The 11,591-nt window shown below is 70.9% G+C and carries 9 protein-coding genes; 5 read left to right on the forward strand and 4 right to left on the reverse strand.

Annotation, left to right across the window (positions count from 1 at the left end; translation table 11 throughout):
- Window positions 1-179 precede the first annotated feature (179 nt).
- The 4 genes from ACZOOI_RS17345 to ccsB are packed head-to-tail and all read left to right on the forward strand — an operon-like array spanning window position 180 to window position 4,349.
- Window positions 180-794, forward strand: a complete 615-nt coding sequence (locus ACZOOI_RS17345; RefSeq protein ID WP_465276721.1) for a TlpA family protein disulfide reductase — start codon at window positions 180-182, stop codon at window positions 792-794.
- Window positions 795-799: 5 nt separating this feature from the next.
- Window positions 800-1,555 (forward strand): cytochrome c biogenesis CcdA family protein, encoded by a 756-nt coding sequence (locus ACZOOI_RS17350; protein ID WP_465276722.1) that lies wholly within the window; start codon window positions 800-802, stop codon window positions 1,553-1,555.
- Window positions 1,555-3,288, forward strand: a complete 1,734-nt coding sequence (resB, locus tag ACZOOI_RS17355) for a cytochrome c biogenesis protein ResB (RefSeq protein WP_465276723.1) — start codon at window positions 1,555-1,557, stop codon at window positions 3,286-3,288. Before ACZOOI_RS17350 ends, resB begins: the two co-directional genes overlap by 1 nt.
- Before the next feature lie 44 nt (window positions 3,289-3,332).
- Window positions 3,333-4,349, forward strand: a complete 1,017-nt coding sequence (gene ccsB, locus ACZOOI_RS17360; RefSeq protein WP_465281222.1) for a c-type cytochrome biogenesis protein CcsB — start codon at window positions 3,333-3,335, stop codon at window positions 4,347-4,349.
- 196 nt (window positions 4,350-4,545) lie between these two features.
- Here ccsB and ACZOOI_RS17365 read toward each other — a convergent pair whose 3' ends face one another.
- Both ACZOOI_RS17365 and ACZOOI_RS17370 read right to left on the reverse strand, forming a co-directional pair.
- Entirely contained in the window at window positions 4,546-6,219 is a 1,674-nt protein-coding gene (locus ACZOOI_RS17365) for a TerD family protein (protein WP_465276724.1), read from the reverse strand.
- Between the two features lie 276 nt (window positions 6,220-6,495).
- On the reverse strand, window positions 6,496-8,271 hold the full coding sequence (locus ACZOOI_RS17370; RefSeq protein ID WP_465276725.1) for an N-acyl-D-amino-acid deacylase family protein: 1,776 nt from the start codon (window positions 8,269-8,271) through the stop codon (window positions 6,496-6,498).
- Between the two features lie 95 nt (window positions 8,272-8,366).
- On the opposite strand from ACZOOI_RS17370, the gene ACZOOI_RS17375 reads away from it, so the two are divergent.
- A complete protein-coding gene (locus tag ACZOOI_RS17375; protein ID WP_465276726.1) occupies window positions 8,367-9,269 on the forward strand; it encodes an IclR family transcriptional regulator in 903 nt (300 codons plus the stop codon).
- A gap of 173 nt (window positions 9,270-9,442) precedes the next feature.
- On the opposite strand, the gene ACZOOI_RS17380 is transcribed toward ACZOOI_RS17375, so the two are convergent.
- Both ACZOOI_RS17380 and ACZOOI_RS17385 read right to left on the reverse strand, forming a co-directional pair.
- A complete protein-coding gene (locus tag ACZOOI_RS17380; RefSeq protein WP_465276727.1) occupies window positions 9,443-9,895 on the reverse strand; it encodes a PLD nuclease N-terminal domain-containing protein in 453 nt (150 codons plus the stop codon).
- Window positions 9,896-9,986: 91 nt separating this feature from the next.
- Window positions 9,987-11,591 (reverse strand): DUF4139 domain-containing protein, encoded by a 1,605-nt coding sequence (locus ACZOOI_RS17385; RefSeq protein ID WP_465276728.1) that lies wholly within the window; start codon window positions 11,589-11,591, stop codon window positions 9,987-9,989.

Here is an 11,591-nt window from a genome sequence, read left to right on the forward strand (position 1 = left end):
TGACGCCCGGCCGGTGCCTCGGGGCCGGACACGGCTTGCATTTCGGGGCAGAACGCAAAGCTACGAATTCGGGGCATCATGCCCTATTTATTTGGGATGAATCGGGATGAACTGAAGCAGTGTCAGCGGCACGACGGACCCCGCGTGGAGTGGTCGTGAAGGCATGCGAAACTTTTCACATGCTCACACGCCGCCTGCCTCGTCGTGCCGCGCTGCTCACCGCCGCGGCTCTGCTCGTACTCTCCGGCTGCGGTGGGATGAGCGCCGGCGGCAAGAGCAACGGCGACGGCAAGGGCTACGTCGACAGCGACAAGAGCGGCATCGTGCGCGCCAAGACGGGCGACCGGACCGCCGCCCCGAAGGTCTCCGGCAAGACGCTGGAGGGCAAGGACATCAGCCTCGCCGACTTCAAGGGCAAGGTCGTGGTCCTCAACGTCTGGGGCTCGTGGTGCCCGCCGTGTCGGGCCGAGGCCGCCGACTTCCAGCAGGCACACACCGAGACCGCGGACAAGGGTGTGCAGTTCCTGGGCATCAACACCCGCGACGCCACCCAGGACAACGCGCTCGCGTTCACCGACAGCAAGGGCATCACCTACCCGAGCCTGTGGGACCCGGACGCGCGCGAGATCCTCAAGTTCACCGGCAGCCTGAACCCGAACGCCATCCCCAGCACGCTGATCATCGACCGCGAGGGTCGGATCGCGGCGCGGGTGCTGCGGGCGGTCACCATCGAGGAACTGCGCTCGATGATCGACCCCGTGTTGAACGAGCCCGTGCCGAACGAGAAGGCCTGATCGAGGTGCTGGTCGCAGCCGCAGGCATCAACAACACGGTCTACAGCGGGTCGCTCGCCGCGGCCCTGCCGATCGCCCTGCTCGCCGGGCTGATCTCGTTCTTCTCCCCGTGTGTGCTGCCGCTGGTACCCGGCTACCTCAGCTACGTCACCGGCATCTCCGGCGCGGATCTCAAGGACGCCCGGCGCGGTCGGCTCTTCCTCGGCGCACTGCTGTTCGTGCTCGGCTTCACGGTGGTCTTCGTGTCCACCGGCGCCGCGTTCGGCTACTTCGGCCAGACCCTGGCCGAACACCAGTCGACGATCACCAGGGTCTTCGGCGCGATCACCATCGTGCTCGGGCTGTCCTTCATGGGCGTCCTGCCCGGTTTGCAGCGCGAGTTCCGGGTGCACAAGCGGCCGGCCATAGGGCTGGTCGGGGCGCCGCTCCTGGGCATGGTGTTCGGCCTGGGCTGGACGCCGTGCATCGGCCCGACCCTGTCGGCCGTACTGACCCTGTCCACCAGCGAGGCCAGCGCCAACCGGGGTGCGCTGCTCACGGTCGCGTACTGCGTCGGGCTGGGCGTTCCGTTCCTGCTCACCGCGGTCGCGTTTCGCAAGGCGCTGGGCGCTTTCGGGTGGGTCAAGAAGCACTACGTCTGGGTGATGCGCCTGGGCGGCGGCATGCTCGTGCTGCTCGGGGTGCTCATGCTCACCGGGGCGTGGGACCAGTTGATGCGCGAGATGCAGTCCTGGACCCGGCAATACACGATCGGATTCTGATGAGTCTCGAGACCCGAAGCGACGAAGACCTCGAACGGGACGACGATCTCGCACCGGACGACGACCTCGGCCGGATCGCGAAGTCCGAGGCCAGGGCCGATGCCGGGATGTCCACCGCTCCCGCGCAGGACGACGACGGCGACGAGGAGATCCGCCAGCCGCAACTGGGCGTGCTCGGCTGGTTGCGCTGGCTCTGGCGGCAACTGACCTCGATGCGGGTCGCGCTGATCCTGCTGTTCCTGCTGTCGGTCGCGGCCACGCCGCCGACGCTGATCCCGCAGCGTCCGGTCAGCCCGATCAAGGTCAGCCAATACTTCCGTGACCACCCCGACCGCGCGAAGATCATGGACAAGTTCCAGCTCTTCGACGTGTTCTCGTCGTGGTGGTTCGCCTCCATCTACATCCTGCTGTTCGTCTCGCTCGCGGGCTGCATCGTGCCGCGCTGCTGGGCACACGCCAAGACGCTCCGGGCCAAGCCCCCGCAGGCGCCGCGCAACTTCGCCCGGCTGCCCGCGTACGCGCGCTGGGAGACCTCGGCGGACCCGGACGCGGTGCTGGAAGCCGCGCGCGGCGTGCTCAAGAAGCGCCGCTTCCGGTTGAACCCGACCGCCGACTCGATCGCGGCGGAGAAGGGCTACGCCCGGGAGACCGGCAACCTGCTGTTCCACATAGCCCTGTTCGGCATCCTGGTGGCCTTCGCGCTGGGCAGTCTGTACAGCGTCAAGGGCGGCAAGATCGTGGTCGAGGGCGGCAGCTTCGCGAACGTGCTCACCCAGTACGACGACCGCCAGTTCGGCGCGCTCGTGGACGCGGACAACCTGGAGCCGTTCGGGTTCCGGCTGAAATCGGTCGAGCAGACCTTCCAGCCGACCGGCGCCAAGCGCGGCGAGCCGAGGTCGTTCACCGCGCACATCGAGTCCTGGTACGGGCACGACGGCAAGGACAAGTCGGGGACGATCAAGGTCAACCACCCGCTCGAGGTCGGTGACACCAAGGTGTTCATGATCGCCACCGGCTACGCGCCGGAGGTGACCGTACGCGACGCCAAGGGCAAGATCGCCTACAAGGGTCCGACCATCTTCCTGCCCCAGGACGGCAACCGGACCTCGACCGGCGTGATCAAGGTTCCCGACGTCAGCCCCGGGCTCAAGCAGTTGGGCTTCGACGCGCAGTTCCTGCCGAGCGCGCCGATGGACCAGGAGGGCAACCTGCTGGTGGACCCCAAGCGCGGTCCGATCTCGGTGTTCCCCTCGCTGCTCAACCCCCGCCTGATGATCAGCGGTTACGAGGGCGACCTGGGCATGGACTCGGGCATCCCGCAGAACATCTACGCGCTCAAGGCCGACAAGATGTCGAAGTTCATGAACGGCTCCGACGTGTGGCGTGAGGCACTCAAGGTCGGGGAGACCCGGGAACTGCCCAACGGCGCCGGCAGCATCACCTTCGACGGCGTCAAGACCTGGGCCAACTTCCAGGTCGCCAGCGAGCCCGGCAAGGGGCTCGCGCTCTTCAGCGTGGTGGCCGCCATCGTCGGCCTCGTGCTGTCACTGTTCGTTCGCCGCCGCCGCATGTGGGTGCGCGCGGTGGAGGGACCCGACGGTCACACGGTCGTCGAGGTCGGCGGGCTCGCCCGCACCGAGGGCGGGGGCCTCGGCGATGAGGTACAGGAGTTCGTGGACGCGTTGCGCGAGGCCGCGCCGGCGAACTCATCCGGCACCAAGGTCAAGGAGTGAGCGTGGGCGTCAACGAGAACCTCGCCCAATTCAGCAATGTGCTGATGTATTCGGCGATCGCCGTCTACCTGATGGCGTTCTTCGCCTACTGCATGGAATGGACCTTCGGCAGCAGTGGTGCCGTGGCCAAACGCTCGGCCGACCTGTCGGTCGAGGTCCTGGAACCGGCGGCCGCGGGTGCGGCCGGCGGGGTCGCCCTGGCCGAGCGGCCGGTGGTGGTGCTGCGCGAGGGCGGACACGACGGCGACAGCGCGGACGACCGGGGCGACGTGGCGGGCGGCAACGAACGCGCCGACCGGATCGGCCGGGTCGCGGTCTCGCTGACCGTGCTGGCCTTCCTGCTGCACGCCGGTTCCGTGCTCACCCGCGGCATCTCGGTGGAGCGGGCGCCGTGGGGCAACATGTACGAGTTCTCCACCTCCGTGGCGCTGATGGTCGTCCTGGCCTTCCTGGCGCTGCTGTGGAAGTACCCGGTGCGCTGGCTGGGCCTGTTCGTCACGCTGCCGGTGCTCACCACGCTCGGCGTCGCGGTCACGGTGCTGTACACCGACTCCGAGCAACTGGTCCCGGCGCTCGACTCGTACTGGCTGTGGATCCACGTCGCGTCCGCGATCGTTTCCTTCGGCGCGTTCCACATCGGCGCGCTCGCCTCGATCCTGTTCCTGTTCCGCCAGGGCTACGAGCGCCGGCAGGCCGACCCGACCAGGACCAAGCCGGGCCGCTTCGACGACAAGCTGGCCCGGTTGCCCAGCTCGGCGTCGCTGGACAAGACCGCCTACCGGGTCAACGCGATCATCTTCCCGCTGTGGACCTTCGCCATCGTGTGCGGCGCGATCTGGGCCGAGAACGCGTGGGGCCGCTACTGGGGTTGGGACCCCAAGGAGGTCTGGTCCTTCATCACGTGGGTCGCCTACGCGGCCTACCTGCACGCCCGCGCCACGGCCGGCTGGAAGGGCACCAAGGCCGCAGCGGTCTCCCTGGTCGCCTTCTCGTGCTTCCTGTTCAACTACTACGGCGTCAACATCTTCGTGAACGGCCTGCACTCGTACGCAGGCGTCTGAGCCGCGGTCGCTGCGGACCGGGTCTGCCCCGTCGCCCCTCGTCGGGGCGGCGGGGCAGACCCGTTTCGTCGGTCGCAACCGCGTGCCCGACCACGAGTTCGCGGTTCGGCCCCTCACCCGGCGGCCGGGCCGGCGACGCGGTAGGGACGTACGGGAGTCGGCGCGCCCTGCGAGGGGGTGCTTGTCCGGTCGCCGGTCAGGGGTGGAGGTTGTGTCCCTCGCGGATGCTCAGGTGGTGGTTCGGATCCAGGACCGTCTCCCATTCGAACTCGCGGATGGGTTCGTCGTCCTTGAACTCCATGGGTCCCATGCTCATCGCGAAGCGCCCGTCGGCGTAGAGCATCGGCCGTTCCTCGCCGGCCTCGGAGTACTGCTCGACGTGCCGGACCGTCGGGCCCTCCGGCCGGGTGAAGTCGATCAGCGTGATCGCGACCCAGTAGCCGTTGTCGTTGTCGTCGAGGAGCGGAACCGTCACGATCGAGCCCCGGCCGTCGTCGACGACGGCCTTGGCGCCGTAGGACTTGAAGCTGCCGCTGCCGTTGAGGACCGCGCTGTAGGCGCAGATCAGCACGTGGCCCTGGAGGTCGGGGCGGGTGATCCGGACGACCTCGCGGCCCGGCCCGCGGGCGTCGCCGTCCAGGTGGATGTACGGCTCGGCGGTCGTCGAGCCGAAGTTGCGGTAGTAGACCGCGCCCCTGGTCGGTATTCGCCGGGCGCTCGGCGGAACCGCCTCGATGCGCGGCACGAACAGCGCATACAGGTCGAGGTCCGCCTCCCCGAAGTCGTCGTACGCGGTGCCCCCGTTCCATTCGAGCGTCGCCGTGATCACCGTGCCGGGGTCGCCGTCCCACGGTAGTGCCACGCTCTGGCTCTTGGTCAGTCGGATCGCACCGAGCGGCGACTTGGTCATGTTCGACGGCGTGGCGACAGTGGCGACGTCCGGGGCGGGGGCGTACGGAGTCGCCGCCGGATACGACGGGGTGGGTACGTGCATGGTGGTCGGCACGGGGGCCGGCGGCGTGGGGGTGTCCGGACGGCGGCGCAGCCGAGCCAGTGCCCGCGACACCGGGGAGGCGGGTTTCGGGGTGGGTGTCGGGGCCGCGGGCGGTGCGATGGCCGGCGGCGGGGTGAACCCGACGGGGGCCGGTGCGGGCACGGGTGCCGGGAAGCCGGTGGTGTGCTGCGGAGCGGTGGCTGCCGGGGGTGCGGCGAACTCGGGCCCCGGAACCTGCTGCTGCGGTGGTGCGGCGGGCGGAGCGAAGGCGATCGGCGCCGGCTGTGCGGCGGGGTCGGCGAAGCCCGAGGGTGCTGCCGCCCCGTCGGGGATCGCGAAGCCCACCGCAGGTTCCGGTGCCGGCAGGCTGTCGTCGGGCTCCTCGGCGACCTCGATCCCGAAGTCCGTGGCGATGCCCGCGAGACCGCTCGCGTAGCCCTGACCGACCGCACGCACCTTCCACGCGTCCGCGCGCCGGTACACCTCGACCAGCACGGCGGCGGTCTGGCCCCGCGTCAAGTCGTCGGGCCGGTAGACCATTTCGCCCACGACGGCCTGTAGCCCGCGGACGTCCGCGAGGGTGTCCGCGCCCGTTCGGCCGTCGGCCGCGGCCACCACGATCAGGCTCGCCACGTCGGCGGCAATCGTGCTCGTGACCACGGTCATCCGCCCACCGTCGGCGAGTCGAACCGCACCGTCTGGGGTCGCGGGGTTGTTCCAGAAGACGAAGTCCGCGTCACCGCGCACCAGATGATCGGCGGTGAGGAGCAACGCCGAGACATCGACGCCCGCGTGCCCCTCCCACGACACGACGATCTCGACGACGTCGTCGGCGAGCGGCGCGTTCGCTCCCGTCGTCAACACGACATGCGACATCGATGACCAACCCCCCAGAGTCAACACGGCCCGCCGAGATCCTATGTGGCGATCCGCTGCCCACCCTCGGCCGGCGCACATCGGCACCGGATCTCGGGCGGGACTCCTCGGCGCGATCGAAGGTCCCTGAGCCGACCCGGCTCCGTCACCCGATTCGTTCGATGCGGCGGTGCTTCGCCCTGCGGCCGGGAGCCGTGGTCGGGCGGGTCGAGGAGCCCACCACCACATGCCGGCCCCTCGACCCGCCCGGATCGAGAGGTCCCGACCCGCCAACCCTCAGCGCGCCCCCCGCACCAACCGCCCCGGCCGTGCGCCCGTGTCGATCCCGTCCCGTCGGGTGACCTGGCCTGCCACGATCGTGGCCACGTAGCCCGTTGCCGCCTGGAGCATGCGGCCACCGCCGGCCGGGAGGTCGTGGACCATGCGCGGGCGGTGCAGGGTAAGGGCGTCCAGGTCGATCACGTTGAGGTCGGCGCGCTTGCCCTCGGCCACCACGCCGCGATCGGACAGGCCGTAGAGCGCGGCGGTGTCCATCGTCTGCTTGCGGATCAGGAACTCCAGCGGCAGGCGCTCGCCGCGGGTGCGGTCCCGGGCCCAGTGGGTGAGCAGGAACGTCGGCTGCGACGCGTCGCAGATCATCGAGCAGTGCGCGCCGCCGTCGGCCAGGCCGAACACGCTCGCCGGGTGGGTGAGCATCTCCCGGATCGCCTCGTGGTCGCCGTCCGAGTAGTTGAACATCGGCACCATCAGCGTGGTCCGCGCGTCGTCCGCCAGTTGCAGGTCGTACAGCGTCGACAGCGGCTCCTCGCCGCGCGCCCGGGCGATGGCGGTCACCGTGCGGTCCGGCAGCGGCTCGTAGTCCGGGACCGGGTCCATCGGGTACATCCGGTCCAGCATGAACTGCATCGCCAGGTTGACCGAGTCGCCCGGGATGTTCGGGTCGCTGGGCAGGTCCGCCTCGGCCAGGATCGCCGCCTTGACCTCGGGCCGGGCCAACTCGGCGGCGAACGCCGCGTCGTCCAACTCGCCCGCCACGCGCCGGTCGTCGATCGCCCGGAACGTCGGTCGTTTGCTGAACGCGTTGCGGGTGCCGAAGCCGGTCAGCATGCCGAACGGACGCCCCGCGATCTGCGGATGCAGCCGCGCGCCCGCCTCGTTCGCCGCCTGCGACTCGGCCATCAGCTCGCGCCACAACTCCGGCGCCGCGTTCACCTGGAGCAGCGCGAAGGACACCGGCATGCCGATCTCGGCGGCCAGTCGGCGCATCCAGGCCACCTCGGAGGCGGGCTTGACGATGTCCTCGCCGGACGAGCCGGTCGGGGCCAGTTCGAACACGGCCCGCCCGCCCGCGGCCATCGCCCGGCCCAGGCCGAAGAGTTCGTCCTCCGTGGCGAACGTGCCGGGCACCGGCTCGCCGCCCATCGCCTTGTGCGCGACGGTGCGCGACGTGGAGAAGCCCAGCGCGCCGGCCTCGATCGCCTCCTTGACGATCACCGCCATCGCCTCGATGTCCTCGGCCGTGGCGGGTTCGTTGCGCGCGCCGCGGTCGCCCATCGCGTAGGCCCGGACCGCGCCGTGTGCGACCTGGACGCCGATGTCGGCGGCGAAGGTGCGTCGCTCCAGCACGTCCAGGTACTCCGGGAAGGTCTCCCAGCCCCAGGTCATGCCCTCGGCCAGGGCCGTTCCGGGGATGTCCTCGACGCCCTCCATCAACCGGATCAGCCAGTCCTCGCGGCCGGGCCGGACCGGCGCGAAGCCGACCCCGCAGTTCCCGGAGACCACCGTGGTCACGCCGTGCGAGGTGGACGGGTCGAGCACCTCGTCCCAGGTGGCCTGGCCGTCGTAGTGGGTGTGGATGTCCACGAAGCCCGGCGTGACCAGGCGACCGGTCGCGTCGATCGTCTCGGCCGCGTCGCCCGGCAACTCCGGGTCCGGGCCGTCGTGCCGGCGCACCGCGACGATCAGGCCGTCCCGGACCGCGATGTCGCCGACGAAACGATCCGCGCCGGTGCCGTCCACGATCGTGGCGTTGATGATCTTGAGGTCGTACATATGAGCCTCCCCGGTAACGTGGGCAGACCGTACGGCTGCGCATTGTGCGAGTCAATATGCGCACTATGCGAAAAGATCCAGTAGGGTGGCCGACCATGGCCCCACGACCGTCACCGCAGACCGACCGACTCGTCTCCCTGATCGATGCGATCGCCGAACGGCCGGCCGAGGGGCTGACCCTGTCCGAGATCGCCCGGCATCTCGCGGTGACGCCCGCCACGTGCCATCCGATGTTGGCGAGCCTGACCTCGCTGGGCTGGTTGATCCGCCATCCCACCCGGCGCACCTACCGGCTCGGCCCGGCGCTGGTGGCGGTCGGCCGAGCGGCCGCGCGCGGGCTCGGCGTGCTCGACGTCGCGCGCCCGATCATGGCCCGGCTGCGCGACGACACCGGGCTGTCCTGCTTCGCGATGACCCCCGGCGAGCATCACGTGGCGATCGCCGAGGTGGTCCGCGCGCCGGGGCCCGAGCTGCACCGGCTACGGGTCGGCGCGCAGGCGCCGATCACCCCGCCGCTGGGCATCGGCTACGTGCCCTGGGCGGACGAGCAGACGGTGCGCCGCTGGCTCGACGAGGCGCACGATCCCGCCGCCCGCGGCCGGATGGCGCGCGCGATCGACAACGCGCGGCGCCGGGGCTTCGCGATCGAGCTGGTCACCGACGTGGAGACCCGCCTGGGCGAGACGCTCGGCGAGTTGGACGAGCACCTGGAGGGGTTGGACACACTGGGCGCGGGCGCGTCGGCGGCCCGGTTGCGCACGCTCCTGGAGGAGATCGCGGCCGAGATCGGCGGCTCCGACGGCGGCCAGATCGACGAGCTGGAACCGGACCGGGACTATCGGGTGGGCGCGATCAGCGCACCCGTGCACGATCGCGACGGCGACCTGGTGCTGATCCTGAGCCTGCGCGGCTTCGCCCCGCGCACCGACGGACGGACGCTGGACAAGACCGGCCGGCTGCTCGCCGACGCCGCGGCGGAAGTGGCCGCGGCGACCTGAGCGGCGAACGCCGAGCGATCGGATGCCGACCAGACGAAGGCCGAGCAGACGAAGGCCGGTACCCAGCAAAGGAACCGGTCCGCCGAACACACCGGTCCGCACCAACGACAGCCGGCCGGGTCGCGGACGCGACCCGCCGGCTGCGCGGCCGAGGCCCGGCCGGAGAACCCGGCTCAGTCCTTGTCCTTCGCGTCCTTGTCCTGCGCCCGTCCGTCCGGGTTGTCCCGGTCGGGGCCGCGCAGGTCGTCCTCGCGGTGCTTGAGGTCCTCTTCCCAGCGCTTGAGCATCTCCGCCTGGTCCTCGGCGGCGCTCGGTTCGCTCGGCCTGCGGTTGTCCTTGTTCAGCGAGGCGAGGAACTCGGGGTCGTCGTCCGGGGCCATCTGCCGGCCCTGGGAACGCCCGCCGAACCCGAAGCCGCCGGCCCCGCCGGAGGCGTACTCGCGCTTGGGACGCCCGGCGACGAACCAGCCGATCGGACCGAGGAAGACGGGGAAGAAGAGCAGGATGACGAAGACCCAGGCGATCTTGGGCAGGCTGCGGACCTTCTGCTCATCGGTGGTCAGGCAGTCGATGAACGCGTAGATCCCGACGGCCAGGGGCAGCAGGAACAGCAGGGCCCTGATCATGTGGCGGTCTCCCAGACGGTTATTCGGCGCTCGGTACTCGGACGCGTCTCCCATCCAGCGTAAACGGTCGCCTCCATGAACACCGGATCGCTCACAGTCCGGTGACCTTGCCCGATGCGTGCAGTTCGTACACCAGCGTGATCCGCCGCCGTTCACCCGCGGCCAGGCGCAGGTCGTACCGCACGATTCCCTGGTCGTCGACCGCGTCCGGCGCCGGTTCCGACAGGTCGCGGCGGACCTTGACCTCGACCGCCGACACCTCGGACACCGGCACCCGTTCGCGCAGCACCACCGTCCCGGGCGGCTCGGCCCCCGGCGCGGCGACGTGCGAGAGGAAGACGGTCACCGTGCGGGTGACCACCGTGCGCCCGGTGAGCGAGGCCGTGCTGCGCGACTCGGTCACCTCGCGCACCACCCGGAAGTCGTCCTCGCTGCCGAACGGCAACCGCACCTCCTCGCCCGGCGCGGCGAAGTCGAGCTGCCCGCGCCCGACGTACCCGCTGCCGCGGACCAGTTCCACCGGGCCTGCGAGCAACGCGTGTCCGGCGTCGTTGGCGAACCGCACGACCTGGCTCACGTACTGCGACAGCTCGGGCGAACAGGCCGCCTCCGGCTCGCACTTCGCGGTGAACGTGGTCAACCGGACCCGATGCGGCCGGCCGTCGGAGGGCACCTCGACCGGTGTCGGCGCGGCCAGCACCCGGACCTCGCCGCCGTCGTCCACGCCGGGCAACTCGGCGGAGCCGCCCGCGACCCGGCCGACCGTGGCGATGTCCTCCTCGCGCAGATCCACCTCGACCTGCTTCTTCTCCACCTGGGTGCGCTCGCGCAGGGTGAGCCGGTCCTCGACCAGGCTCGGCGGACGCGCCGCCAGGGTCGGGCGCGCGGTGGACAGCGACAGCGCCACGCCGGACCAGTCCTCGCCGGTGCGCTGCCACACCACCGCGTCGCATTCGAGCTCGATCGACCGGCGATCCGGGGCGAGCACGGCCCGGTAGGCGGGCCGCCACAGCGCGCACGGCACCAGGTGCACCACCCGCAGCTCGGCCGAACCGGTGCGCTCGGCCTCGATCACCACCTCGACGGCGGCGGTCAGCTCGGTCGGCTCCTGCTCGGCCACCTGGAGCGCGATCTGTGCGCTGCGCAACCGGGTACGAAGCGCGGCCTGCTCGTCGGCGAGCGTGTGCAGCTCGGAGTGGCGCTGTTCGGCCTCGGCGGAGAGTCGGTCCGACTCGGCGGCCCAGCGCTCGGGCTCGGTCGTGCCGAAGCCGGTCTGCTCGGCGATGTCGCGGCGCAACTCGGCCCGGGCCTGATCGACCAGGGCCAATCCGGTGCGCAGACGCCGCTCGCGCCGGGACAGCGCGGTGCCGCGCTCGTCCAGCTCGTGCACGAGCCGGCGCAGCTCGGACGCGTCCGGCCCGGGCCCGGTCGCGGGCCTGGGCGTGTACACCCGCACCACCCGCGCGTCGATCGCGGTTGCGGTGCCGTCGTCGGCGACCACCTCGGCGCGCAACGACCGGTCCACCGCGAGCGGGGTCACCGGGCCGACCAGCACCCGCTGTACGCCCTGGCTCAATGCGATCCGGCCGGACCGGGTCACCTGGGCCCGGTCCTCCAGACACGTCACCGCCGTGATCGGCAGCGGCTCCGGCTCGGGTTCGGCCGGAGTGCTCTGTTCCAGCGTCGGCTGAGTCAC

This window comes from Embleya sp. L77 (assembly GCF_055557415.1).

What these genes read in the sequence shown, in the direction of transcription:
- ccsB (WP_465281222.1), top strand. Translation starts at nt 3,333, where the DNA reads ATGTATTCGGCGATCGCCGTCTACCTGATGGCGTTCTTCGCCTACTGC.
- ACZOOI_RS17345 (WP_465276721.1), top strand. Translation starts at nt 180, where the DNA reads ATGCTCACACGCCGCCTGCCTCGTCGTGCCGCGCTGCTCACCGCCGCG.
- ACZOOI_RS17375 (WP_465276726.1), top strand. Translation starts at nt 8,367, where the DNA reads ATGGCCCCACGACCGTCACCGCAGACCGACCGACTCGTCTCCCTGATC.
- ACZOOI_RS17380 (WP_465276727.1), bottom strand. Translation starts at nt 9,895, where the DNA reads ATGATCAGGGCCCTGCTGTTCCTGCTGCCCCTGGCCGTCGGGATCTAC.
- resB (WP_465276723.1), top strand. Translation starts at nt 1,555, where the DNA reads ATGAGTCTCGAGACCCGAAGCGACGAAGACCTCGAACGGGACGACGAT.
- ACZOOI_RS17370 (WP_465276725.1), bottom strand. Translation starts at nt 8,271, where the DNA reads ATGTACGACCTCAAGATCATCAACGCCACGATCGTGGACGGCACCGGC.
- ACZOOI_RS17365 (WP_465276724.1), bottom strand. Translation starts at nt 6,219, where the DNA reads ATGTCGCATGTCGTGTTGACGACGGGAGCGAACGCGCCGCTCGCCGAC.